Origin of the sequence: Pseudarthrobacter enclensis, assembly GCF_030811655.1 — a bacterium.
Lineage (GTDB): Bacteria > Actinomycetota > Actinomycetes > Actinomycetales > Micrococcaceae > Arthrobacter > Arthrobacter enclensis_A.
Genome location: NZ_JAUSRE010000001.1, coordinates 354,686 through 378,887 on the forward strand (window position 1 = coordinate 354,686; position 24,202 = coordinate 378,887).

The window sequence follows — 24,202 nt, forward strand, 5'->3', positions numbered from 1 at the left end:
GCAGGCTTTTCGGGAAGGACGGGTCATGGCGCAATGCGAGGTGCGCGCCATCCCGCCCTTCCTGCTGTCCGGGAAAGACGGTGGGGTGTGGCGGGATGCCGAACGCCTGCTGGACGGCGTCGAACTGGCACGGGGCAAGGCCATGTCTCCGGCTTCCGGCCGTATGTTCCTTGCCGGCCGCGTTGCCCAGAGGGTCTTTGCAGGCGAATTGCTGTCACTTCCCGCCGCGGACCTCACCGTAGCCTACAGTTGCCTGCAGTGCGGAACCGGGCCGGGGACCGGCCACGGCCGGCCGGGATACAGCTATCGGGGTGCCCCCGTGCCGCTGGCGCTTAGCTTGTCCCGGGCCGGTGGCTGGACGTTGTTGGCGGCGGTGGTGGGTGCCTCCCCGGGAACGCGGCTGGGCGCCGACATCGAGGATCCGTCCCGTACCGGCTTTGACGGGTTTGACGGGCTTGCCCTGACGCCTGCGGAGCGCCGGAACCTCCGGAACGTCACGGTGGAGCTGCTCCCGGCGGCGAGGGCCAGGCTCTGGGCACGCAAGGAAGCCTGGCTGAAAATGACCGGTGACGGGCTCCGGATTGCGCCGTCCACCGTGGACGTCAGCGCGCGTCCGGGCCTGCGGGACCTGGGCCCTGCTGAAACCGGGCTGCCCGCACACTTGGCCGCCGCCGTCGCGCTCTCCGGACCCGTTCATGCCAGCGGAAGCGGCGGCAGCGGCTCCTCGTAAAGCCAGGGGTGCAGCAGCGGCTCCGCATCGACAGCTGTGGCGCTGCTGACCGCCACGATGAAGTCCTGCGTAGTGACGGAGCCGTGCCTGTGGCCGGCCGTCCAGTCCTGGAGGACGGCGAAAAAGGCGAGGTCGCCCAGGGCCATCCGGACGGCGTGCAGGGCCAGAGCGCCCCGCTTGTACACGCGGTCGTCGAACATCCGACCGGGACCGGGATCGCCCACCAGGATGTCCTGGTCTTCCTCCGCCAACCGGTGCCAGGCCGCCGCGGCCCGCTCCGCCACACTCATGACGCCGGCTTCCTCGGACCAGATCCACTCGGCATAGCAGGCGAAGCCCTCGTGCAGCCAGATGTCCTGCCAACCGCCGGCCGTCAGGGAATTGCCAAACCACTGATGCGACAGCTCATGGGCGATCAGGCGCTGGGACTCCCAGTCCAGGCCCAGGTGGTTGGGACCCAGGATTGCCATCGACTGCGCCTCGAGTGGGATTTCCAGTTCGTCTTCGGTCACCACCACTGTGTACGCGGGGAACGGATAAGGGCCAAAGCAGTTGCTGAACGTTCGCATCATTGCCGGTTGCTGGGCGAGTCCCGTCCTGGCACGGTCCGCCAAGACAGGGGAGACTGCCACGGACTGAGGAACGGGCGTCCCCTCCCGTCCGGCGTCCAGCTCCAACGGCGTGTACCTGCCAATCTGTACGGTGGCCAGGTAGGCGGCCATCGGCTCCGTTTGCTCGTAGACCCAGGTTTCCCGGCTGGCACGGGCGGCATGCGACTGCAAAACGCCGTTGCAGACCACCCGGTAGTTCGCCTCGGTGGTGACTGTGAAACGGTAGCTGGCCTTGTCGCGGGGGTGGTCGTTGCATGGGAACCAGGATGGTGCCCCGTTGGGTTGCCCTGCCACCAGGACACCGTCCGTCAGTTCCTCCCAACCCACGTCTCCCCAGGCGCCACGCCGCGGCCGCGGGTTGCCCTCATAACGCACTTCCAGGATGAAGGATTGCTCCGGGCGGAAGGGCCCGTGGGAGGTGACGACCAGCTGCCCGGCGCGCTGGCTGAACCGGAGCGGCTTGCGGCCGTCCAGCAGGACCTTCGTGGCGCGCAGCCCAACAAGGTCCAGGACAATGGCCGACGTCGGAGCGCAGGTCACGCCGTGCAGCACCGCTTTGCCGCTGAGCCTGTTGCTGGCCACCCGGTAGTCCAGGTCCAGTTCGTACCGCTCGACCCGGAAGGCGTTTGTTCCGGCACCGGGCAGGTACGGGTCCGGGGAGGTTCCGGTGGCGGCGGAGATGCTGCCCGGGACGGCAGATGCTGAAGAACTCATGGGACCTTCGGTTAGGTGGCAGACGGCGATCCGGGCCCGGTCCATGGGCTGACCGGGTTGCCCATCCAGTACGTCGCGGCGGGCACTGCTTCGCCGCGCATCACCAATGATGCCGGCCCCACCGTTCCGCCGGCGCCGATGCTGGCCTGGGGAAGGATGACCCCGTGCGGGCCCATGGTGGCCCCGTCCTCGAGCGTAACAGCGTCAATGCTCATCACCCGGTCGTGGAACAGGTGCGTTTGCACCACGCAGCCCCGGTTAACCGTGGAATTCCGGCCCAGCGTCACCAGATCTGCCTCCGGAAGCCAATAGCTCTCGCACCAAGTGCCGGACCCGATCTTGGCTCCGAGCGCCCGCAGCCACCAGACCAGCGCCGGGGTGCCCGATGCTGCGCGGGCGAACCACGGGGCGCTGACCATTTCGATAAAGGCATCCACCACCTCGTTGCGCCAGATGAAGGAACTCCACAGGGGGTGTTGACCGGCCTTGATCCGCCCCACGAGTGCCCACTTGGCGAGCACCGCAGCCGCGGCCGCTGTTGCCCCGGCCGCAAGGACAACGATGCCGCTCAACACGGCTGCCATGCCGTAATTGAAAGTGGCTGCGAGCCAGTCGAAAGCGAGCAGGACTGCGGCCGCGATGGAGACGGTCAACATGACGGGAACGAATCTGCAAAGTTCCCACAGTGACCGTGCCACCTTTAGTTTGAGCGATGGCCGGAAGGTGCGTGAATCGTCCGAAGCGATGGCTGTCCGCCGCAGCCGGACGGGGGGACTGCCCAGCCATGAAGTGCCGGATTTGGCCTTTGCCGGTGTTGCCGACAGCACGGCCACGAGTGAATTCTTGGGGACGCTGCGTCCGGCGGCAGTCATTCCGGAGTTGCCCAGAAACGACCGCTTTCCGATCTTGGCCGGTGCTATGCGCAACCATCCGGCGTCCAGTTCGTATGATGCCACCATGGTGTCGTCCGCCAGGAATGCGCCTTCGCCCACAGTGGTCATGCTGGGGATAAGCAAGACGGTGGACGCTTCGACGTTCCGGCCGACCTTGGCGCCCAGCAGGCGCAGCCACACAGGGGTGAAAAGGCTGGCGTAGATGGGGAAGAGCAGGTCGCGCGCCAGGTCGAGGACGCGCTCTGTGGCCCACACCTGCCACCCCACCCTGCTCCGGACACGGTGGTAGCCCTCGGTGAGGCCGATGCTCAGCAGCCTGGTGGTGACCAGGACCAGCAGGGCGTTGGAGAGGAACCAGGCCAAGGCCGCCAGCGGCAGGGCCGGGACGAGCCTGGGGGCTGCAGCTGACAGGGAAGCGCTCCCTTGAATGAAAGCGAAGACCACGGCTCCGGCGGCAACAGCGGACAGGTAGGGGAAAATGGCCAGGACTGCCGAGGCTGCGGAAAATCCGAGGAACCAAAACCTGGCCTGGAGGGTGGTGTGCGCGGCAGCCTCCGGCACGCTGTGCTTTGCCCTGCCCCGCCGCTGCGCCGGAGATCCTGCCACCCAATGTCCTGCTTTTACCTTGCCTGACACTGCGGAGCCGGCTTCTACATGGGCGTCCGCCCCGATAACAGCGCCGGGCATCAGGGTGCTCCGGGCCCCGATTGTGGCCCCGGACCCGATCCGGACTGCGCCGATATGGACGTGGTCGCCATCAATCCACCAGCCGGAGAGGTCCACTTCCGGCTCGACATTGGCCCCGGACCCCAGGGACAGCAGGCCAGTGACCGGCGGCAGGGAGTGGAGCTGGACGTCCCTGCCGATCTTGGCGCCCAGAGCACGGGCGTAGTAGGGGACCCATGGTGCGCTGGCGAGGCTGATGGCGCCGGACAGATCCTGGATCTGTTCGGCAAGCCAGAGCCGGAGGTGTACCCGTCCGGACCGGGGATACGTCCCGGGCGTGACCTTGCGGAGAAGCATCCTGGCCGCTGCGACTGAGATCAGCATGCGTCCGGCGGGGCTGACGAAGACGAGCCACGATGCTGCCACCCACCACCACGGAACGGTGGGCGCGGCAGTGAAACCCGCAAGCCCGGACAGGAGATTGTTTCCCACCATGAGGTAGGTCAGCCAGCGCATTCCCACCAGGACGTGCAGTGGGACGCCCATCAAGGTTTGGAAGATCTGCGACCTGGGGGCGGTGGGCCGCACCGTGCGTCGGGGCGCAGGACCGCCTGTCCCGTGGGGACTGGACTGTCGTGCCACTTCCACGAGGGCGCCCACCCGTGGTGTCGCATAAATGTCTGCCACGGTGATGGTGGGATAGTGCACCCGCAGGGCCGACACGAGCTGGGCTGCCGTGAGGGAACCGCCGCCGTAGGCAAAGAAGTCCGCGTCCAGCGAGGTAACGGGGCTGCCCAGGACGGCGCTCCACTGTTCGACGATCCACGCGGCGTCAGCGGGCAGACTAAGCGGTGCAGCGTCGGCCTCGGCGGCAGCCGCCCCGGCCAGGGGCCAGGGGAGCGCATGGCGGTTGACCTTGCCGCTGGTCTTGGTGGGCAACGAGTCCACCACGGTGAGCATGGGAACAAGGGCGGCAGGCAGGCTTTCAGCCAGTTTCCCGCGGACGACCGAGAGATCCAGTTCCGTCCCCGCAGCCGGTGCCAGGTACCCCACCAGGATCTGGTTGCCGGCGGCCGTTGTCTGGACGGCGGCCGCCGCTCCGCCGACGCCGGGAAGGGACTGGAGGGCGGCATCGATCTCGCCAAGTTCAATCCTGCGGCCACCCAGCTTCACCTGCTCGTCCGCGCGGCCCTGGAAGATCAGTCCCGTGGCCTCAAACCTGACCAGATCCCCGGACCGGTAGGCCCGCTCCCAGCCAAGGCTTGGCATTGCGGCGTACTTCTCAGCGTCCTTCGCCTGGTCAAGGTATCGTGCCAGGCCCACGCCGCCAATGATCAGTTCGCCCACTTCGCCTTCGGCTACGGGCACTGAGTTGGGGTCAACGACAGCGAGGTCCCACCCGTCGAGCGGCAGTCCGATCCGGACGGGGCCCGGTCCGCCAAGTGGCGCGGCGCAGGCCACGACGGTTGCCTCGGTGGGGCCGTAAGTGTTCCAGACCTCGCGGCCATCCACGGCCAGGCGTTCCGCGAGCTCCGGCGGACAGGTCTCGCCGCCGAAGATCAGCAGCCGGACATTTTCAAGCGATTCCGCAGGCCACAGGGCAGCGAGTGTGGGGACGGTAGAGACCGCACTGATCCCGTGGTTGATAAGCCAGGGACCCAGGTCCATCCCTGTGCGGACCAAGGCCCGCGGTGCAGGCACCAGGCAGGCCCCATGCCGCCAGGCAAGCCACATCTCCTCACAGGAGGCGTCGAAGGCAACGGACAGCCCGGCCAGGACCCGGTCCTGGGGCCCGAGGGGTTCGTCCTTGAGGAAGATCCGGGATTCGGCGTCGACGAAGGCCGCCGCTGACCGGTGGCTGACGGCCACGCCTTTGGGAGTGCCAGTTGACCCCGAGGTAAAAATGATCCAGGCATCGTCCGCCGGGCCCGGCGGACGTGCACCGTGGAAAGGGGCAGGCCGCGGCGGAGCGCCGCTGGGCCCGGCCGCCCGTGAGGGGAAAGACAGGGTGCCCCCCGCCCCCAGTACACCTGCCACCTTCGCTTCCCTGAAGACCAGCTGTGCCCGCTCGTCCGGATCATCAGCATCCACCGGTACGTAGGCCGCCCCCACCAGAAGGACGGCAAGGATCGAAACATACAGCTCATTGGTGCCGGACGGGATCCGGACACCAATCCTGTCGCCGGCGCCCAGCCCTGCCTTGTGCAGCCGGCGGCCAGCCGCCCGGACTTCCTCCATCAGTTGCGCATAACTGAGGGACCGCAGCCCGTCATCCAGCGCCGAGGCGTCGGGGTACCTGGCGGCCGTCTCCTGGATGATGTCGACCAGTGTCCGGGCCGGCGGAGCCGCGACCGCGCCGGCCATCTGCGGCGCGAAGATCCCCGCCTCCACCCGAGGGCCAGTGGGGTGGCTGGCGGGAGGGGCTTCGGGGGACGATGAGTCCCTGCGGGGGACCTGCTGCTGAGTCACCGGCCCATTTTGCCTGCCGCAGGTGAACGGGAGGTGTCATGGGCCCGCTTATGACTCCTGTCCGTACGCTTCATGTTCCTCCATCGTTAAGACGCCGACCGTCAGGGCACCAGGAGGACCTTGCCGGTGGTCTTGCGGCCCTCCAGGTCGCGGTGCGCCTGACCGGCCCGGCTTAGCGGGTAGCGCGCTCCGATCCGGACCTTCAGGCTGCCGTCGGCAGCGGCGGCAAACACTTCGTCCGAGCGCCAGCGCCGCTCGGCGGCATCCCGCAAATAATGGCCCATGGTGGGACGTGTCAGGAACAGGGAGCCCCCGGAGTTGAGCCGCTGGGGATCGAAGGGCGGCACAGGGCCGGACGCGGCGCCGAACAGCACCAGCATGCCGCGGACCCGCAGTGCGGAAAGCGAACCGTCGAAGGTGTCCTTGCCCACGCCGTCGTACACCACGTCCACCCCGGTTCCGCTGGTGATATCCCTGACCCGCTCCGCAAAGCCGTCATAGCGCAGCACGTGGTCCGCGCCGGCGCCGCGCGCCAGCTGCTCCTTTTCGTCCGTCGAAACCGTGGTGAGGACTTCAGCGCCGCGTGCCTTGAGCAGCTGGATCAGCAGCAGCCCCACACCGCCGGCCCCGGCATGCAGCAGGACCTTGTGGCCTGGCTCCACCTTGAACGTGGAATTCATCAGGTAGTGTGCCGTAACCCCCTGCAGCGGAAGGGCTGCCGCGGTGAAGACGTCCAGGCCCTTCGGGACCGGCAGTGCGGCGTCCTCATCCACCAGCGCGTAATCCGCGTAGCAGGCGATGCCTTCAGCGGTGGCAACCCGGTCACCCACGGCGAAGCCCGTCACGCCGTCGCCCACCGCCTCCACCATGCCTGCAGCTTCCGATCCGGGAGTAAAGGGGTAGGAAACTTTGTAGGTGCCGCTGCGCTTGTAGGTGTCGATGAAGTTGACGCCGGCCGCCCCGACTTTGATCAGCAATTGTCCGCGGCCCGGCGCGGGGGGTTCAACCTCCACATAGTCAAGGACTTCCGGTCCGCCTGCCTGCCGTGCGACGATTGCGTGCGTCATGGCTCTCCTTTCGCGGGTCCCGGCGTTTCCGGCCCCGGCTGCCGAGACCATCCTAGGGACACCCGCGGGCAGCGCGACAAGAGGGAGCGTTCCGAAGCCAGGACGTTCATGATGCATAAATATCGGTAGTAATGCATAACTATTGCTGTATAGTCGGAGCATGACTATTTCTGTTGCGGTTTCGGGAGCCAGCGGCTACGCCGGGGGAGAGGTCCTGCGCCTCCTTGCCGGGCACCCTGGCGTGACCATCGGCGCCATCACGGCTCACAGCAATGCAGGGTCCCGGCTTGGCGAACTGCAGCCGCACCTGCACGGGCTGGCCGATCGGATCCTCGAAGACACCACGGTGGCCAACCTCGCCGGCCATGACGTGGTCTTCCTCGCGCTGCCGCATGGTGCTTCCGCTGAAATCGCCGCCCAGCTGCCCGAAGGGACAGTGGTGATCGACGCCGGCGCAGACCACCGCCTCGAAGACCCCGCCGCCTGGGAAAAGTTCTACGGTTCCCCGCACGCCGGCACCTGGCCCTATGGTCTGCCGGAACTGCCCGGCCAGCGCGAAGCCTTGAAGGGTGCCAAGCGCATTGCCGTTCCCGGCTGCTACCCGACGTCGGCCCTCCTGGCGCTGACTCCCGGGTTCGCTGACCACCTTCTGGAACCCGACGACGTCGTGATCGTTTCCGCCTCCGGCACATCGGGCGCGGGCAAAGCCGCCAAGGTCAACCTGATTGGCTCCGAAGTGATGGGCTCCATGAGCCCCTACGGCGTGGGTGGCGGGCACCGGCACACACCGGAAATCGAGCAGGGCCTGTCGAAGGCGGCGGGGGAGAAAGTCACTGTTTCCTTCACGCCCACGCTGGCCCCGATGAGCCGGGGCATCCTGAGCACCGCCACCGCGAAGGTCAAGCCCGGCACCACCGCCGCGCAGCTGCGCCTGGCGTGGATCGAAGCGTACGAGGACGAGCCGTTCGTGCACGTGCTGCCGGAAGGCCAGTGGCCGACGACCAAGTCTGTCCTGGGTTCCAACCATGCGGCCATGCAGGTGGCATTCGATCCCCACGCGGGTCGGGTCGTCGTCACGTGCGTGATCGACAACCTGACCAAGGGCACTGCCGGCGGCGCCGTGCAGTCCATGAACATCGCACTCGGCCTGCCGGAAACCGCTGGCCTCAACCTGCAGGGAGTAGCCCCGTGACCATCACCGCACCCCAGGGATTCCGGGCAGCCGGCGTCACCGCCGGACTCAAGGCCTCCGGCAACCCGGACCTCGCCCTGGTCGTCAATGACGGCCCGTCCAAGGCCGCCGCCGCCGTCTTCACGAGCAACCGGGTGGCTGCGGCCCCCGTCCACTGGTCCCGACAGGTTGTCTCCGACGGCCGTGTGGACGCAGTCATCCTCAACTCGGGCGGCGCCAACGCCTGCACGGGGCCCACCGGCTTCCAGAACACCCACAGCACGGCGGAAAAAGTTGCCGAGGTCCTGGGCATCTCTGCGACCGACGTGTTCGTCTGCTCCACGGGCCTGATCGGCGAGCAGCTGCCCATGGACAAGATCCTTCCGGGCGTAGAAGCCGCCGCCGCCGCGCTCAGCACTGATGGGGGAGCCGCTGCAGGCACCGCCATCATGACCACCGACAGCGTGCCCAAGTCAGCGCTCTTCATCGGCACCGACGCCGACGGCCAGGAATTCAGCATCGGCGGCATCGCCAAGGGCGCCGGCATGCTGGCTCCCGGGCTGGCCACCATGCTGGTGGTGCTGACCACCGATGCCGACGTCCAGCCGGAAATGCTCGACGTCGTCCTCCGCGATGCCACCCGCGTCACCTTTGACCGCGCCGACTCTGACGGCTGCATGTCCACCAACGACACCGTGGTTTTGATGGCATCCGGTGCCTCGGGAGCCGTGCCGTCAGCAGAGGCCTTCGGCGCCGCACTCACGCAGGTCTGCGCCGAACTGGCCCGGAAGCTGATCGCCGACGCCGAGGGAGCCAGCCACGACATCGCAATCCGCACGTTCAACGCGGCCAGCGAAGCTGACGCCGAAACCGTCAGCCGGTCAGTGGCCCGCTCCAACCTGTTCAAGGCCGCCATCTTCGGCAAGGACCCCAACTGGGGCCGCGTGCTCTCAGCGGTGGGCACCACCGACGCCGCCTTTGAACCCGACAAGCTCAACGTCGCCATGAACGGCGTCCAGATCTGCCGCGACGGCAGCATTGGCGATGACCGCAGCCTGGTGGACCTGGAACCGCGCGAGGTCCTGGTGGAGATCGACCTGCAGGCAGGCGATGCCGAGGCCACCATCTGGACGAACGACCTCACCCACGACTACGTCCACGAAAACAGCGCCTACTCCAGCTAAGGGCGCTGCCCTCCAGGTCCAGACCGCTGTGGAAAGTGACACCATGAACACCCAGACGCGTGAAACCACCAGCATGTCCGCTGCCCAGGACAAGGCAGCAACCCTGATCGAGGCGCTGCCCTGGATCCAGCGGTTCGCCGGCACCACCATGGTGATCAAGTACGGCGGCAACGCCATGGTCAACGACGAACTCCGGCGTGCCTTCGCCGAGGACATCGTCTTCCTCCACCACGTGGGCATCCACCCCGTGGTGGTGCACGGCGGCGGCCCCCAGATCAACTCCATGCTGGGCCGGCTGGGCATCGAATCCGAGTTCAAGGGCGGCTTGCGCGTCACCACTCCCGAAGCCATGGACGTGGTCCGCATGGTTCTCACCGGCCAGGTGGGCCGCGAACTGGTGGGCCTGATCAACTCCCACGGACCCTACGCCGTCGGCATGTCCGGCGAAGACGGCGGCCTCCTCCGCGCGGTCCGCACCGGGACCGTGGTGGACGGCGAAGACGTGGACCTGGGACTCGTGGGCGAGGTAGTCGGCGTCGACCCCGCAGGCATTGTGGACATCCTGGCTGCCGGGCGCATCCCCGTGATTTCCACGGTGGCGCCGGAGATCGTCGACGGCGGTGACGGCGTGGCCGGCACCGCGCGGTTCCAGCCCACAGGCCAGGTCCTGAACGTCAACGCCGACACCGCAGCGGCTGCCGTCGCCTCGGCGCTGGGCGCTTCCAAGCTGGTCATCCTGACCGACGTCGAAGGCCTGTACGCAAACTGGCCGGACAAGTCGTCCCTGATCTCCTCGCTCACGGCCTCAGAGCTGCGGGAGATGCTGCCCCGGCTGGAGTCGGGCATGATCCCCAAGATGGCCGCCTGCCTGAAGGCCATCGACGAAGGCGTGGAACGCGCACACATCGTGGACGGGCGCCTGCCCCACTCCATGCTTCTTGAAACATTTACGACGGCGGGCATCGGCACCCAGGTAGTCCCGGACGAGGAGATCAACGCATGAACAAGCACACCGCAGTGGTCGAGAATGTGGAAACCCCGGTCACGGAGCTCGTCGAAACCACGGGCCACGCCGGCTCCGAGTGGCTCTCCCGGTACTCCAGCTCGCTCATGAACGTGTTCGGCACGCCGCAGCGGGTCCTGGTCCGCGGCGCCGGCTGCCTGGTGTGGGACGCCGACGGCAAGGAATACCTGGACCTGCTGGGCGGCATCGCCGTCAACGCCCTGGGCCACGCCCATCCGTTCGTGACGTCGGTCATCGCCAGCCAGTTGGCCACCCTGGGCCATGTCTCCAACTTCTTCACCAGCCCCACGCAGGTGGCTCTGGCTGAAAAGCTCCTGGAACTGGCCCACGCGCCTGCCGGGTCCAAGGTGTTCTTCAGCAACTCCGGCACGGAAGCGAACGAGGCAGCGTTCAAGCTGGCGCGCCGCAACACCGGCACCGGCGATACCAAACGGACCAGGATCATTGCCCTTGAGGGCGCCTTCCACGGCCGGACCATGGGAGCCCTGGCGCTCACGGCCAAGGAAGCCTACCGGGCTCCCTTCGAGCCGCTGCCAGGCGGCGTGGTGCACATCCCGTTCGGCGACATCACCGCCCTGGAGGCCGCGGTGGACGAAACCGTCGCTGCCGTCTTCCTGGAGCCCATCCAGGGTGAAGCGGGCGTCCGCCCGCTGCCGCCGGGCTACCTTAAAGCTGCCCGCGAAGCCACCAGCAAAGTTGGCGCCCTGCTGATCCTTGATGAAGTCCAGACCGGCATCGGCCGCACCGGCAAATGGCTGGCCAGCGAGGACGCCGGGATCGTCCCCGACGCCGTCACCCTGGCCAAGGGCCTGGGGGGCGGATTCCCCATCGGTGCCCTCATCACCTTCGGTGAGCAGGCGTCGTCGTTGCTGTCCGCCGGCCAGCACGGCACCACGTTCGGCGGCAACCCGGTTGCGACGGCGGCCGCCCTCGCCACCCTCCACGCACTGGAAAGCCAGAACGTCCTGGCGAACGCCACCGCGGTGGGGGAGCACCTGCGCTCCGGGCTGGCTGCCATCCCGGGGGTGACCGAGGTCCGCGGCGAAGGCCTCTTGATCGGCTTCGACCTCGACGCCGACGTTGCCCCCGCCGCTGTGCAGGCAGCCCTTGACGCGGGCTTCATCATCAACAGCCCCGGCCCCCACACGATCCGCCTGGCCCCGCCGCTGATCCTCACTGCGGGCCAGGCCGACACCTTCCTCGCCGCCTTCCCGGCAATCCTCCAAGCAGCTAAGGACGCCCAGTGACCACCGCAACCCGGCACTTCCTTAAGGACACCGACCTCAGCCCCGCCGAGCAGGCAGAGGTGCTGGAGCTCGCCGCCCGCATGAAGGCGGCCCCCTACAGCGTGCAGCCCTACGCCGCGGAAGGCAGCGGCCGCAAGACCGTGGCCGTGATCTTCGACAAGACCTCCACCCGGACCCGGGTCTCCTTCGCCACCGGTGTCGCGGACATGGGCGGAAACGCGCTGGTCATCAATCCGGGCGAGGCGCAGATCGGGCACAAGGAATCCGTGGAGGACACCGCCAAGGTCCTGGAGCGCATGGTCTCCACCATCGTGTGGCGCACCGGAGCGCATGCCGGCCTGGTGGCCATGGCGGAGAACTCCAAGGTGCCTGTCATCAACGCGCTGTGCGACGACTACCACCCCTGCCAGCTCCTCGCGGACCTGCTCACCGTCAAAGAACACAAGGGCCAGCTCAAGGGCCTCACCATGAGCTACCTGGGCGATGCCGCCAACAACATGGCCAACTCCTACCTCCTGGCCGGGGTCACCGCCGGCATGCACGTCCGCATCGCCGGCCCGGAGGGCTACCTGCCCGCCGCTGAAATTGTGGCTGCTGCCGAGGAACGCGCGGCTGAAACCGGCGGCTCGGTGCTGATCACCAGTGACGCCAATGCGGCCCTCCAGGGGGCGGACGTCGTGGCCACCGACACCTGGGTGTCCATGGGCCAGGAGGCCGAAAAGGAAGCCCGGATGCAGCTGTTCCGGGACTACTCCGTGGACTCCGGCGCCATGGCACTGGCTGCGGATGACGCCGTCGTGCTTCACTGCCTGCCCGCCTACCGCGGCTACGAAATCTCCGCCGACGTTATCGACGGCCCGCAGTCCATCGTCTGGGACGAAGCCGAAAACCGGCTTCACGCCCAGAAGGCGCTGATGGCCTGGCTGATGCACCGGTCCGGCCTGGCCTTCGTTGACGGCCTTTCCCCCGTCGAGGGCACTGGGGAGAGCACGTTCTAGTGTCCGCCCAGCCGTCCTCCCCGGGCAGCAGCCCGGCCACCAAGACCGCCCGGCAGGCGCGCATCACCGCCATCCTCACCGGGCAGTCCGTGCGTTCCCAGGCGGAGCTTGCGGCGTTGCTGGCGGACGACGGCGTGCAGGTCACCCAGGCCACGCTGTCCCGCGACCTCGTCGAGCTGGGTGCCGTCCGCGTCCGCGGGAAGGAGGGCGTCCTGGTGTACGCCGTCCCCGGCGAGGGCGGCGAAAGGGCCGCCAAGAGCGGCGTCACGCAGGAGATCCTGGATGCCCGGCTCGCCCGGCTGTGCAGCGAACTGCTGGTCACTGCCGAAGCCTCCGCCAACATCGCTGTTCTCCGGACGCCGCCCGGGGCCGCGAACTTCCTGGCCCTGGCCATCGACCACTCGGTGATGCCGTCCATCCTGGGCACCATCGCCGGCGACGACACCGTCCTGCTGGTCTCCCGCGACCCCCTGGGTGGCCCGGACCTCGCCGCCCGCTTCCTGCAACTGGCTGAGGAAGCCGGGCAATAAGCTTGAAGACAATCAACCAACCAACCCCAACAAGGAGCATCTAAAGTGACTGAACGCATTGTGCTGGCCTACTCCGGCGGCCTGGACACGTCCGTCGCCATCGGCTGGATCGGTGAAGCCACCGGTGCCGAGGTCATCGCCGTGGCGGTCGACGTCGGACAGGGCGGCGAATCGCTGGAAACCATCCGCCAGCGCGCCCTGGGCTGCGGCGCCGTCGAAGCCTACGTCGCCGACGCATCGGATGAGTTCGCCAACGAATACTGCGTGCCCACGCTGAAGGCCAACGCCCTCTACCAGGGCCACTACCCGCTGGTGTCCGCCATCTCCCGCCCGGTCATCGTCAAGCACCTGGTGAAGGCAGCCCGCGAATTCGGCGCCACCACCGTGGCCCACGGCTGCACCGGCAAGGGCAACGACCAGGTCCGCTTCGAAGTCGGCATCCAGACCCTCGGCCCGGACCTGAAGTGCATCGCACCGGTCCGCGACCTCGCCCTCACCCGCGACAAGGCCATCGCCTTCGCCGAGGAAAAGGGACTGCCCATCGAGACCACCAAGAAGAACCCGTACTCCATCGACCAGAACGTCTGGGGCCGCGCGGTGGAAACCGGCTACCTCGAGGACATCTGGAACGCCCCCACCAAGGACATCTACGACTACACCGCCACCCCGGAGTTCCCGCCGGCACCGGATGAGGTCACCATCTCCTTCGAAGCCGGCGTGCCCGTCGCGATTGACGGCGTCAAGGTCACCCCGCTGCAGGCCATCAAGGAACTGAACCGCCGCGCCGGCGCCCAGGGCGTAGGCCGCATCGACGTCGTCGAGGACCGCCTGGTGGGCATCAAGTCCCGCGAAATCTACGAGGCCCCCGGCGCCATGGCGCTGATCACCGCGCACAAGCACCTCGAGGACATCACCATCGAGCGCGAGCAGGCCCGCTTCAAGGCCACCGTGGGCCAGCGCTGGGCCGAGCTGGTGTATGACGGCCAGTGGTTCTCCCCGCTGAAGCGCTCCCTGGACGCCTTCATCGAGGACACCCAGAAGTACGTCTCCGGCGACATCCGCATGACCCTGCACGGTGGCCAGGCCATCGTCAACGGCCGCCGCTCGGACACCTCGCTGTACGACTTCTCGCTGGCCACCTACGACACCGGCGACACCTTCGACCAGTCCCAGGCCAAGGGCTTCATCGAGCTGTGGGGCATGTCCGCCAAGGTTGCCTCCGGCCGCGACATCCGCGTCGCAGGGAAGTAGCCCCTGTGGCTGAGCAAAAAACGGAGGCTACTAATACAGGCGCGCTGTGGGGCGGCCGGTTCGCCGGCGGTCCCGCGGATGCCCTCGCGGCGCTGAGCAAGTCCACGCACTTCGACTGGCGGCTGGCGCGTTACGACATTGCCGGTTCCAAGGCGCACGCACGCGTGCTGCACAAGGCCGGGCTGCTGGACGACGCCGAGCTGCAGGGGATGCTTGAAGCCCTCACCAAGCTGGACGAGGACGTGGCCTCCGGTGCCTATCTGCCGGCGGAGTCCGATGAGGACGTGCACGGTTCGCTGGAACGCGGCCTGATCGAGCGCGCCGGTGCCCAGCTGGGCGGCAAGCTGCGTGCGGGGCGGTCCCGCAACGACCAGGTGGCCACCCTGGGCCGGATGTTCCTGCGCGACCACGCCCGGATCATCGCCCGAGGTGTCCTGGCTACCGTGGACGCCCTGGTGGAGCAGGCCAAGGCGCACCACGGTGTCGCCATGCCCGGCCGCACCCACCTGCAGCACGCGCAGCCGGTCCTGCTCAGCCACCACCTCCTGGCCCACGCCTGGGCCCTGCTGCGCGACGTGCAGCGGCTCCAGGACTGGGACAAGCGGGCCGGGGTTTCACCGTACGGCTCGGGCGCGCTGGCCGGGTCCTCGCTGGGCCTGGACCCGGAGGCCGTGGCCGCGGACCTCGGGTTCTTTTCCGCCGTGCACAACTCGATCGACGGCACCGCCTCCCGCGACGTCTTCGCCGAGTTCGCCTGGGTCTGCTCCATGATCGGCGTGGACCTGTCCCGGATCTCCGAGGAAGTCATCTTCTGGGCCACCAAGGAGTTCTCCTTCGTCACGCTGGATGATTCGTACTCCACGGGGTCCTCGATCATGCCGCAGAAGAAGAACCCGGACGTTGCCGAGCTGGCCCGCGGCAAGGCAGGGCGCCTGATCGGCAACCTCACCGGGCTGCTGGCCACGCTCAAGGGCCTGCCGCTGGCTTACAACCGCGACCTGCAGGAGGACAAGGAACCGGTGTTCGACGCCGCCGACACCCTGGAGCTGCTGCTCCCGGCCGTGTCCGGCATGATCGCCACCCTGACCTTCAACACTGAGCGGATGGAGTCGCTGGCCCCGCAGGGCTTCGCGCTGGCCACGGACATCGCCGAGTGGCTGGTCCGCCAGGGCGTTCCGTTCCGCGAGGCACATGAGCTCTCCGGTGCCGCCGTGAAGCAGGCAGAGTCCCGCGGCGTTGAGCTGTGGGACCTGACCGACGAAGAGTACGCGGCGATCTCGGAGCACCTCACGCCCGAGGTCCGCACTGTCCTCTCCACCGAGGGTTCGCTCAACAGCCGGAACTCCCAGGGCGGAACGGCGCCGGCCGCCGTCGAACGCCAGCTGGCCGCGCTGGAAGGCGAGCTGGCCGGCGTGCGGGAGTACGCCGGGTAGGACGCATTGCTGCCGAGGGTCCCGGGGCATTGGCCCGGGTCCCTCGGCGTCTGTGGCTAGGCTGGGGCCATGAGCGAAACCTTCCGCAAGTTCCTTCGCACCCTGCCCGACTTTCCGTCCGACCTGCCCGGCTTCGACCCGGACAGTGCGCCGCAGGACCCGGCATTGCTCTTCAAGCAGTGGCTGGACGAGGCGATGGATGCCGGTGAGCAGCAGCCGCATGCCTTCAGCCTGGCCACGGTCGGCGGAGACGCCAACGGCAAGCCGCAGCCGTCCTCGCGCATGCTGATCCTGAAGAACATCGACGACGACGGCTGGCACTTCGCCACGTCCCGCACCTCCCGCAAGGGCCGGGAACTGGCGGAGTCACCCCGGGCGGCGATGAACTTCTACTGGCCCGGGCTGGGCCGCCAGGTCCGCGTAGTTGGGGCCGTGACCGAACTGTCCGCGGAGGCGTCCGCCGTTGACTGGCATGAGCGCCCCAGGGCTGACGGCACGGACAACCCGCACTGGCAGCTCTACGCCCTGCAGCCTGTTGAGATCGAGTTCTGGCAGGCCAGCAACGACGGGCATCACGTGCGCCACCGTGTCGGGCCGGACGGACGGCCGCTCTCCTGACGGCTCCGCTAGGCTGGCCGCATGACCTCTCCTTCTCCTGCCGGCCTGCTGGCTGGGCTGCACAAGGCCGCCACGGCGCTGACCGCCGCCATGGACCGCATCCCCGACGGTGGCGAACGCGCTCCGTCCGCCCTTCCCGGCTGGAGCCGCGGACACCTTCTGGCCCACATAACCGGTATTTGTAATGCGTTGGCCCGCCAGGTGGAATACGGCCGGCGCGGCGAGACCGTGGAGCTATACGACGGCGGCGTGGACGGCCGTAACCGGGCCATCGATCTTGCCGCCGGGCACAGCCTTCAGCAGCACCGGGACGACGTCGACGAGGCCATGCAGCGGGCGCTCACGGCCTTCGATGCCTTGGACGGCGAGGAGTGGCAGACACACATCGCGTTCCGCGACGGCGTGATTTTCGACGCCGGGCTGGCGCTTTGGCGGGAACTGGTCATCCACACCTCGGACCTGGACACCGGAGCAGGCCCCGAAACCTGGAGCAGGGAATTCTGCTCCAACCTCTTCGACTTCCTCGCCGCACGGATACCGGCCGACAAGCGGCTGGTGCTGCAGCCAATGGCACTGCCGCCCCTGGCCCTCGGAGCCGGCGGCAGCACCGTCGTCGTCAGCGGGATGGTCACCGACATCGCCGCGTGGCTGGCCGGCCGGACGCCGTCCCTGGACAGCCTGCGGGCCACCGCCGCCGGGGACGGCACGGACCTTCCCGGCCTCCTGCCCTGGCCTTCGGCAATCCCGGACCCCAAGTAGCACCGGGTTCGGGGAGTTGCCCGGCGTCAGGCGGCTTCGCGGGCCAGCAGGCTCTCCTTGATGCGCAGGCCCCAGCGGAAACCGCCCAACGAGCCATCCGTACGGATGACGCGGTGGCACGGAACGAACAAGGCTGCCGCGTTGAAGGCGCAGGCACTGGCCGCGGCCCGCACGGCGCGCGGATTGCCTGCCAGTGCCGCGTACTCGCTGTACGTGACGGGTGAACCGGGCTTGACCTGGCGCAGGACGTCCCAGGCATGGGCGCGGAACGGGCCCGACTGCTGGAGGACGGGGACGGCCATGGCCGGTGCGGGGTCGCCGCTGTAGAAAGCCTCGACGGCGGAGGAGATGCCGCCAAGGGTTGCCACCTCGTCCACGGCGTCCGGGCGCAGCGCCGGATGGACCTGTCCCACCAGCTCCGGAAGGCCCGCGGTCCAGCCCGACGCGAGGACCATGCCGTCACGGGCAAGGATGGTGAAGGGACCGTCCGGGGTGGACAGCTGCAGCATTTGGGCTTTCATGGCTTCCCTCTCACAGGAGCGGTGGTTGCGGCGGCAGGCCGGGCAGCGGCACGCCAAAGGTGCATGGTGGCGTAGGAGCGCCACGGGCTGGTCTCCCGGAAGTCCTGGCTCAAAGCACTCCCTCCATTATCGAGGGCGCGTATTCCGTTCCGGACCGCGGCATCGTTGGCGAGGAAGATGTCCGGGGCGCCGAGGACCCGCATGGCGACGTACCCCACTGTCCAAGGCCCGACGCCGGGAAGCGGCAAAAGCGCCGCGGTGAGGCCGGGGAGGTCGTCGCCGTACCCGAACTCCAGGCTCCCGCCGGCCATCGCGTTCGCGGCATGAAGCAGTGATTCCGTTCGGCGCCTCGGACCACGGAGCAGATCTCCTGCCGCCGCGATTTCCAGGGGAGTTGGAAACAACCGGTCCAGGCCGTCTCCGGGTGAACCCGTAGGACTGCCCGCAGCCGACAGGTAGGTCAATGCGGTCCGGGCCGCGGCCACGGTGATTTGCTGGCCCACCATGGCGCGGACCAGCAGTTCCTGTGGATCCAGGGCGCCCGGCAGCCGCACTCCCGGAGCTTCGCGGACGGAGGCGGCCAGGCGGGGGTCGGTGCCCAGGGCTTCATCGATCGCCTCCGGGTCCGCGTCGAGGTCGAAGAGCCTTCGAACGCGGCTGAGCAGCACTGGCAGGTCGCGCAGGTCAACCGCGCCGACGGTGAGGGTCAGCGGCCGCCCCCGGGCACCGTCGTCGTACTCCACCCGGAAACGGGCATCGCCGTGGGGGAGCCTCAGCGTGCGCGCATAGGAGGTGGAAGTGCCCTCCTCGATCCCCGGGATGGCACGGACGGCCAGGAAGGAAAAGATGCCCGGATCAAAGGGTGGGCGGTACGGCAGGCCCAACACCAGTGCGGTGGTGCCGCCGGACCCCGGGTGGCGGACGGTTTTGCGCAAGGCTGTGGGTGTCATGTCGAACACTTCGGCGATGGTCTCGTTGAACTGCCTCACGCTGCTGAAGCCGGCCGCGAACGCGACGTCAGCGAGCTTCATCGTGGTGGACACCAACAGCGTGCGGGCGGTCTGGGCCCGCGCTGCACGGGCCAGGGACAGCGGTCCGGCGCCGAGCTCCTGGCCCAAAATGCGGTTCAGCTGCCTCGGCGAATAGCCGAGGCGTGCAGCGAGGCCGCCCACCCCGTCCCGGTTGATCACGCCGTCATTGATGAGGCGCATGGCCCTGCCCGCAATATCCTGCCGGACGTTCCAGGCCGGAGTGCCCGGGACCGCCTCCGGCAGGCACCGCTTGCAGGCGCGGTAGCCGGCCTCGTGCGCGGCGGCCGAGGTCTCGTAAAATGTCACATTCGATGCCTTAGGGGTGCGGGCGGGGCACGAGGGGCGGCAGTAGATCCCGGTGCTGCGGACGGCGGTGAAAAACTGGCCGTCGAACCGGGGATCGCGGGCATCGATTGCCCGGTAGCGCTGCCAGAAGTCCATTCCTCTATCCTGCCAGTGGAGGCGTACCGGTACTAGCGGAAATCGGACATGGCCGTGGGTGCGGAAAAGTCGCGTGCCGGGGCCTTGGCCACGCAGATGAAACCGGCAGCATCCGGGTAAGGTCAAGCAATGAACCAAAGCACTGGGGCAATGGAAGCACTGCGGGAATTCCTGTCCGCAGACGCCCGCGAGCTGGCCCCGCAGCTGCTCGGCGCCGTGCTGACCCACGAATCCCGGGATGGTGCCGTGTCCGTCCGGCTCACCGAGGTGGAGGCCTACATGGGGCCTGAGGACTCGCTGCATCCGGACCCCGGTTCGCACACTTACCGCGGGCCCACGCCACGCAACGCCCCCATGTTCGGCCCCGCCGGGCACCTCTATGTGTACTTCACCTACGGCATGCACCACTGCACCAATATTGTCTGCGGTCCGGCTGGCGTCGCGTCCGCGCTGCTGCTGCGGGCAGGTGAGGTCGTGGAAGGCATCGAGCTGGCACAGCGCCGCCGCCCGACGTCGAAAAGCCCGGCCGACCTGGCCAGCGGTCCGGCCCGCCTTGCCAAAGCACTCGGGCTGACGACGGCGGACAGCGGCCGGGATGCGCTGGCGCCGCCGTTCGCCCTGGAGCTTCCGGCCGGACCCGGAGGGCCCGTCAGTTCCGGCCCGCGCGTGGGCGTGGCGGGCGCCGGGGGTTCCGCGGACTACGCCTGGCGGTTCTGGCTTGCCGGGGACCCCACGGTTTCCAAGTACAAGGCGGCGAAGCAACGAATCCGCAAACCGGCTGCCGAGCCACCGGGGTTTCACCAGCGTTAACGGAAATGGTTGTAGAATGGACGGTCTGTCTTTCGCGATAGGGGAACGTTAATGCACGACGCCGAATTGGCCCACGAACGGGAGTATGTAGCCGGCCTGTATGCCCGGCTGGAGGAACTCCGGGAGGAGAAGCGCGGCCAGCTGGCGCAGGTCCGCCGTGCGGGAGCCGTGGGCACCATGCAGAACGTTTCGGAACGTGACGCGTTCGCCGCACTGTATGAGGACCGCCTGGCGCAGCTGGATGCGGTGGATGACCGGCTGGTCTTTGGCCGCCTGGACCTGGACTCCGGGGAAGCGCAGTACATTGGCCGAATCGGCCTCACCACCGAGGACCTGCAGCGGCTGATGGTTGACTGGCGTGCGCCGGAAGCCGGGCACTTCTACCAGGCCACGGCCTTCGACCGCCAGGGCGTGCGCCGCCGCCGTCACCTGATCCTGCAGGGACGCGAAGTGAAGGCCATCGAGGACGATGTGCTGGACGCCGCCATGCTCACCGATGATGAATCGCTCCAGGGCGAAGGTGCCCTGTTGGCTGCCCTGAACTCCAAGCGCACCGGCCGCATGTCGGACATCGTCAGCACTATCCAGTCCGAGCAGGACCGCATCATCCGGTCCTCCATCTCCGGTGCGGTCGTGGTCCAGGGCGGCCCGGGCACGGGCAAGACTGCCGTTGCCCTGCACCGTGCCGCCTACCTGCTCTACACCCACCGTGACCGGCTCAAGAGCGCCGGCGTGCTGCTGGTGGGCCCGTCGTCGTCGTTCATGAAGTACATCGAACGCGTGCTGCCCTCGCTTGGTGAGACCGGCGTGGTCATGGCCAGCCTGGGCCGCCTGATGCCCGGGATCAACGCCGTGCCCGAAACGGACGCGGATGTGGCCGCCATCAAGGGCCGCCTGGACATGGCGGCCATCGTGGCCAATGCCGTGTCCAACCGCATGCGTGTCCCCGCCCAGAACCGGATCCTCGAGGTGGACGGGCGCAAGCTCACCCTGACGCCGCGGCAGGTCCGCCGTGCCCGGGAACGTGCCCGCGCCACCGGGAAGCCGTACAACGAGGCCCGTGTGACATTCGTGAAGATCCTGCTGCGCGAGCTGACGGAGCAAATGACCGAACTGGTCGAAGCCGGGAACATCGGCAACAACGCCGACCGCTCCTACCTTGCCGAGGACGTCCGGACTGCCAGGGACGTGCGGATCGCCCTGAACCTGTGCTGGATGCCCATGACGCCGGAGAAGCTGATCTCCGACCTCTTCAGCAAGCCGGAAATCCTGGAGTTCTGCACCCCCAACCTGAGCCCGGCCGAGCGGGCGCTGCTGCAGCGCCCGGCCGACGCCCCGTGGACCGAATCCGACGTGCCGCTGCTGGACGAAGCCGCCGAATTGCTGGGCGAGCTGGACCCGGCTGCGGGCCGCGGGCTGGCCCAACAGGAGCACGACCGTGCCAGGGACCTCGCCAACGCGAAGCAGACCCTGGTCAATATGCAGGCCGCCGGGGTGGACCCCCTGATGTCCGCGGAGGAGCTTGCCGAGCAGAACCGGGAACAGGAATCCCGGCAGACCGCCGCCGAGCGCGCCACGAGCGACCGCACGTGGGCGTTCGGACACATCGTGGTGGATGAGGCACAGGAACTGTCGCCCATGCAGTGGCGGCTGCTGGTGCGGCGGTGCCCCCTGAAGTCGTTCACCATCGTGGGTGACATCGCGCAGACGAGTTCCGTGGCTGGGGCCAACTCCTGGCAGGGGGCCCTGGCCCCCATGTTCGGTGACCGCTGGCAGCTGGAGGAGCTGACTGTCAACTACCGCACTCCGTCCCAGATCGCGGAGGCCGCCGTCAGGATGGCCAACGCAGCCGGCCTGGTGGTTTCCGCGCCCAAGGCTGTGCGGGAAGGGCGCTGGGCGCCCATCATCGATGAAGTTTCCGCCGGCGCGGTGGTGGACCGGCTCGTCGAGGTCCTTCCGGAGGAACTTGGGGCGCTCGACGGCGGCCTGCTCGCCGTGATCGCCGACGGTGACCTCCTGCCCCAGGCCACGGCAGCCTTGCGCGCCGTGTACGGGCGACGGATCGGGAGCGGGGCCGGGAGCTACGAACAGGACATCGTGGTGATCAGCCCGCGCGAGGCCAAGGGCCTGGAGTTCGACGGCGTCGTGGTCCTGGAACCATCCACCATGCTCAACCACGAGCACGGCAAGGTAGGGGACCTCTACGTGGCCATGACCCGCGCCACCCAGCGCCTGCGCCTGATCGCGGCCCAACCCGTACCCGCCGGGATTGCCGGCTGACAGGGCCTCCGGCGTTACTGCTAACTTAGGAAGCGTGCCAGAACTGAACAACCTCGAACCGCAGCGCAACGACCCCACTTTCGCCAACATTTGGCAGGAACTGAAGTGGCGTGGGCTGGTCCATGTCTCCACCGACGAAGCAGAGCTGGAAAAGCTCCTCGCCAACGGGCCGGTTACGTACTATTGCGGCTTCGATCCCACCGCGCCGAGCCTGCACCTGGGCAACTTGGTCCAGCTGCTGGTCATGCGCCGCCTCCAGCTGGCCGGCCACAAGCCGCTGGGACTGGTGGGCGGCTCCACCGGCATGATCGGCGATCCGCGTCCGACGGCGGAACGCACCCTGAACACCAAGGACACGGTGGCGGAGTGGGTTGGTTACCTCCAGGCCCAGGTGGAGCGCTTCCTCAGCTTTGACGGGGACAACGCTGCCCGGATGGTGAACAACCTGGACTGGACGGCGCCCTTGAGCGCCATCGACTTCCTGCGGGAAGTGGGCAAGCACTTCCGGGTGGGAACCATGCTGCGCAAGGACGCCGTGGCATCCCGGCTGAACTCGGACGAGGGCATCAGCTACACGGAGTTCAGCTACCAGATCCTGCAGGGCATGGACTACCTGCAGCTCTACCGCGACTACGGCTGCGTGCTGCAGACCGGTGGTTCTGACCAATGGGGCAACCTCACCAGCGGTACTGAACTGATCCGGAAGGTGGAGGGCAAGAGCGTCCACGCGCTGGGAACGCCGCTGATTACCAACTCGGACGGCACCAAGTTCGGCAAGAGCGAGGGTAACGCCATCTGGCTCGACGCCGGCATGTGCAGCCCGTACGCCTTCTACCAGTTCTGGCTCAATACGGCAGATGCCGATGTGGTGGACCGGCTCAAGGTGTTCACCTTCCTGACACGGGCCCAGATCGAAGAGATCGCGGTGTCCGTGGCCGAGCGCCCCTTCGCCCGCGAAGGACAGCGGAAGCTCGCCTTCGAAGTGACCTCACTGGTGCACGGCGTGGAAGCCACCGAGAAGGTGATTGCCGCCTCGGCAGCCTTGTTTGGCAACGGGGACTTGGCCGCGCTGGACAAGGCAACCCTCCAGGCCGCCACTTCCGAACTTCCCACTGCAACCGTGCAGGTGGATGAAATGGGCATCGTGGACCTGCTGGTGGCGTCCGGACTTTCCGAAAGCAAGTCTGCTGCCCGCCGGACTGTAGGGGAGGGCGGCGCCTACGTGAACAACGAGAAGGTGTCCGATCCTGAAGCCGTGATTTCCGAAGACGAACTTCTGCACGGCCAGTACCTGTTGCTGCGCCGGGGAAAGAGGAACCTGGCCACTGTTGAAGTACTGGTTCCCTAGCATCTTCCGCACCTTCATGCACGCCCTTCGGCAGCCGATTTGCACGGCCGCTGGGGGGCGTGTATTGTTTTCTGAGTCGCCGCCGCTGAGTGGTGACAAACCCCCGACTAATGAGAAGCAATTCTTGCCGCGGAACACGCGGACTTGGAGAAATTGCTTCTTATTCTGCTGGGCGGATTCATTCCACCGAGTGAATTCCGGGAAAATCACCGGATTTGCAAAAGTGAATATGAATGAAATAAGATAAAAACATCGCAGCGAAGAAATACGGAATAGAAATTCTTTGAATTGTTTCCGGCGAGTATTCGATATGTGTCTGTTGTTTGAGAACTCAATAGTGTGCCAAGTTTGTTGATACCGATTATGTATGTAATTGGTTGAATTTGCCGAATCGTGCCGCCCCTGT

General features: G+C 67.5%; 19 protein-coding genes. 14 read left to right on the plus strand and 5 right to left on the minus strand.

Annotated features, from left to right (window positions below):
• The first annotated feature begins 25 nt into the window (after positions 1-25).
• The gene (locus J2X98_RS01620) at positions 26-730 is read left to right on the plus strand and encodes a 4'-phosphopantetheinyl transferase family protein (RefSeq protein WP_174237485.1); all 705 of its coding nucleotides are present in this window, start codon (positions 26-28) and stop codon (positions 728-730) included.
• Here J2X98_RS01620 and J2X98_RS01625 read toward each other — a convergent pair.
• From J2X98_RS01625 to J2X98_RS01635, 3 genes are all read right to left on the minus strand, one after another.
• The gene (locus tag J2X98_RS01625; RefSeq protein WP_307303671.1) at positions 694-2,055 is read right to left on the minus strand and encodes a M1 family metallopeptidase; all 1,362 of its coding nucleotides are present in this window, start codon (positions 2,053-2,055) and stop codon (positions 694-696) included. The two genes, J2X98_RS01620 and J2X98_RS01625, sit on opposite strands and share 37 nt — an antisense overlap.
• A gap of 11 nt (positions 2,056-2,066) precedes the next feature.
• Entirely contained in the window at positions 2,067-5,978 is a 3,912-nt protein-coding gene (locus J2X98_RS01630; RefSeq protein WP_307303719.1) for a Pls/PosA family non-ribosomal peptide synthetase, read from the minus strand.
• 206 nt (positions 5,979-6,184) lie between these two features.
• Positions 6,185-7,150, minus strand: a complete 966-nt coding sequence (locus J2X98_RS01635; protein WP_307303673.1) for a quinone oxidoreductase family protein — start codon at positions 7,148-7,150, stop codon at positions 6,185-6,187.
• Positions 7,151-7,310: 160 nt separating this feature from the next.
• Between J2X98_RS01635 and argC the strand changes: the two genes are divergently transcribed.
• From argC to J2X98_RS01685, 10 genes are all read left to right on the plus strand, one after another.
• Positions 7,311-8,342 carry an N-acetyl-gamma-glutamyl-phosphate reductase gene (argC, locus tag J2X98_RS01640; protein WP_307303674.1) on the plus strand — a complete coding sequence of 344 codons (1,032 nt, stop codon included), beginning with the start codon at positions 7,311-7,313 and terminating at the stop codon, positions 8,340-8,342.
• Positions 8,339-9,505: a bifunctional glutamate N-acetyltransferase/amino-acid acetyltransferase ArgJ gene (gene argJ / locus J2X98_RS01645; RefSeq protein WP_141940814.1), complete on the plus strand. Its 1,167-nt coding sequence runs from the start codon at positions 8,339-8,341 to the stop codon at positions 9,503-9,505. The genes argC and argJ overlap by 4 nt, the downstream gene beginning before the upstream one ends.
• Positions 9,506-9,548: 43 nt before the next feature.
• The gene (gene argB, locus J2X98_RS01650) at positions 9,549-10,508 is read left to right on the plus strand and encodes an acetylglutamate kinase (RefSeq protein WP_141940815.1); all 960 of its coding nucleotides are present in this window, start codon (positions 9,549-9,551) and stop codon (positions 10,506-10,508) included.
• The gene (locus J2X98_RS01655; protein WP_307303676.1) at positions 10,505-11,776 is read left to right on the plus strand and encodes an acetylornithine transaminase; all 1,272 of its coding nucleotides are present in this window, start codon (positions 10,505-10,507) and stop codon (positions 11,774-11,776) included. The genes argB and J2X98_RS01655 overlap by 4 nt, the downstream gene beginning before the upstream one ends.
• Positions 11,773-12,774, plus strand: a complete 1,002-nt coding sequence (gene argF / locus J2X98_RS01660) for an ornithine carbamoyltransferase (RefSeq protein WP_307303678.1) — start codon at positions 11,773-11,775, stop codon at positions 12,772-12,774. The genes J2X98_RS01655 and argF overlap by 4 nt, the downstream gene beginning before the upstream one ends.
• The gene (locus J2X98_RS01665) at positions 12,774-13,304 is read left to right on the plus strand and encodes an arginine repressor (protein WP_141940818.1); all 531 of its coding nucleotides are present in this window, start codon (positions 12,774-12,776) and stop codon (positions 13,302-13,304) included. Before argF ends, J2X98_RS01665 begins: the two co-directional genes overlap by 1 nt.
• A gap of 45 nt (positions 13,305-13,349) precedes the next feature.
• Positions 13,350-14,555 carry an argininosuccinate synthase gene (locus tag J2X98_RS01670; RefSeq protein ID WP_018763590.1) on the plus strand — a complete coding sequence of 402 codons (1,206 nt, stop codon included), beginning with the start codon at positions 13,350-13,352 and terminating at the stop codon, positions 14,553-14,555.
• A gap of 5 nt (positions 14,556-14,560) precedes the next feature.
• Positions 14,561-15,988, plus strand: a complete 1,428-nt coding sequence (gene argH / locus J2X98_RS01675) for an argininosuccinate lyase (protein WP_307303679.1) — start codon at positions 14,561-14,563, stop codon at positions 15,986-15,988.
• A gap of 69 nt (positions 15,989-16,057) precedes the next feature.
• A complete protein-coding gene (locus tag J2X98_RS01680) occupies positions 16,058-16,606 on the plus strand; it encodes a pyridoxine/pyridoxamine 5'-phosphate oxidase (protein ID WP_307303681.1) in 549 nt (182 codons plus the stop codon).
• A gap of 21 nt (positions 16,607-16,627) precedes the next feature.
• A complete protein-coding gene (locus J2X98_RS01685) occupies positions 16,628-17,365 on the plus strand; it encodes a maleylpyruvate isomerase family mycothiol-dependent enzyme (RefSeq protein ID WP_307303682.1) in 738 nt (245 codons plus the stop codon).
• Between the two features lie 26 nt (positions 17,366-17,391).
• On the opposite strand, the gene J2X98_RS01690 is transcribed toward J2X98_RS01685, so the two are convergent.
• Together J2X98_RS01690 and J2X98_RS01695 are read right to left on the minus strand one after the other, a co-directional pair.
• Positions 17,392-17,886 carry a methylated-DNA--[protein]-cysteine S-methyltransferase gene (locus tag J2X98_RS01690; RefSeq protein ID WP_307303683.1) on the minus strand — a complete coding sequence of 165 codons (495 nt, stop codon included), beginning with the start codon at positions 17,884-17,886 and terminating at the stop codon, positions 17,392-17,394.
• Positions 17,883-19,358: an AlkA N-terminal domain-containing protein gene (locus J2X98_RS01695; RefSeq protein ID WP_307303684.1), complete on the minus strand. Its 1,476-nt coding sequence runs from the start codon at positions 19,356-19,358 to the stop codon at positions 17,883-17,885. Before J2X98_RS01695 ends, J2X98_RS01690 begins: the two co-directional genes overlap by 4 nt.
• Before the next feature lie 129 nt (positions 19,359-19,487).
• On the opposite strand from J2X98_RS01695, the gene J2X98_RS01700 reads away from it, so the two are divergent.
• The 3 genes from J2X98_RS01700 to tyrS are packed head-to-tail and all read left to right on the plus strand — an operon-like array spanning position 19,488 to position 23,796.
• Positions 19,488-20,168, plus strand: a complete 681-nt coding sequence (locus J2X98_RS01700) for a DNA-3-methyladenine glycosylase (protein ID WP_307303686.1) — start codon at positions 19,488-19,490, stop codon at positions 20,166-20,168.
• Between the two features lie 51 nt (positions 20,169-20,219).
• Positions 20,220-22,448, plus strand: coding sequence for a HelD family protein (locus tag J2X98_RS01705; RefSeq protein ID WP_141940825.1), 2,229 nt, complete (start codon positions 20,220-20,222; stop codon positions 22,446-22,448).
• 34 nt (positions 22,449-22,482) lie between these two features.
• The gene (tyrS, locus tag J2X98_RS01710) at positions 22,483-23,796 is read left to right on the plus strand and encodes a tyrosine--tRNA ligase (RefSeq protein WP_307303689.1); all 1,314 of its coding nucleotides are present in this window, start codon (positions 22,483-22,485) and stop codon (positions 23,794-23,796) included.
• The last annotated feature ends 406 nt before the right edge of the window (positions 23,797-24,202 follow it).

Excerpts from the sequence above, each read along its gene's own strand:
- J2X98_RS01655 (WP_307303676.1), top strand. The coding sequence starts at position 10,505 with ATGAACAAGCACACCGCAGTGGTCGAGAATGTGGAAACCCCGGTCACG.
- J2X98_RS01685 (WP_307303682.1), top strand. The coding sequence starts at position 16,628 with ATGACCTCTCCTTCTCCTGCCGGCCTGCTGGCTGGGCTGCACAAGGCC.
- J2X98_RS01680 (WP_307303681.1), top strand. The coding sequence starts at position 16,058 with ATGAGCGAAACCTTCCGCAAGTTCCTTCGCACCCTGCCCGACTTTCCG.
- J2X98_RS01625 (WP_307303671.1), bottom strand. The coding sequence starts at position 2,055 with ATGAGTTCTTCAGCATCTGCCGTCCCGGGCAGCATCTCCGCCGCCACC.
- J2X98_RS01635 (WP_307303673.1), bottom strand. The coding sequence starts at position 7,150 with ATGACGCACGCAATCGTCGCACGGCAGGCAGGCGGACCGGAAGTCCTT.
- argB (WP_141940815.1), top strand. The coding sequence starts at position 9,549 with ATGAACACCCAGACGCGTGAAACCACCAGCATGTCCGCTGCCCAGGAC.
- J2X98_RS01705 (WP_141940825.1), top strand. The coding sequence starts at position 20,220 with ATGCACGACGCCGAATTGGCCCACGAACGGGAGTATGTAGCCGGCCTG.
- J2X98_RS01630 (WP_307303719.1), bottom strand. The coding sequence starts at position 5,978 with ATGGCCGGCGCGGTCGCGGCTCCGCCGGCCCGGACACTGGTCGACATC.
- J2X98_RS01700 (WP_307303686.1), top strand. The coding sequence starts at position 19,488 with ATGAACCAAAGCACTGGGGCAATGGAAGCACTGCGGGAATTCCTGTCC.
- J2X98_RS01695 (WP_307303684.1), bottom strand. The coding sequence starts at position 19,358 with ATGGACTTCTGGCAGCGCTACCGGGCAATCGATGCCCGCGATCCCCGG.
- argC (WP_307303674.1), top strand. The coding sequence starts at position 7,311 with ATGACTATTTCTGTTGCGGTTTCGGGAGCCAGCGGCTACGCCGGGGGA.
- J2X98_RS01690 (WP_307303683.1), bottom strand. The coding sequence starts at position 17,886 with ATGAAAGCCCAAATGCTGCAGCTGTCCACCCCGGACGGTCCCTTCACC.
- J2X98_RS01620 (WP_174237485.1), top strand. The coding sequence starts at position 26 with ATGGCGCAATGCGAGGTGCGCGCCATCCCGCCCTTCCTGCTGTCCGGG.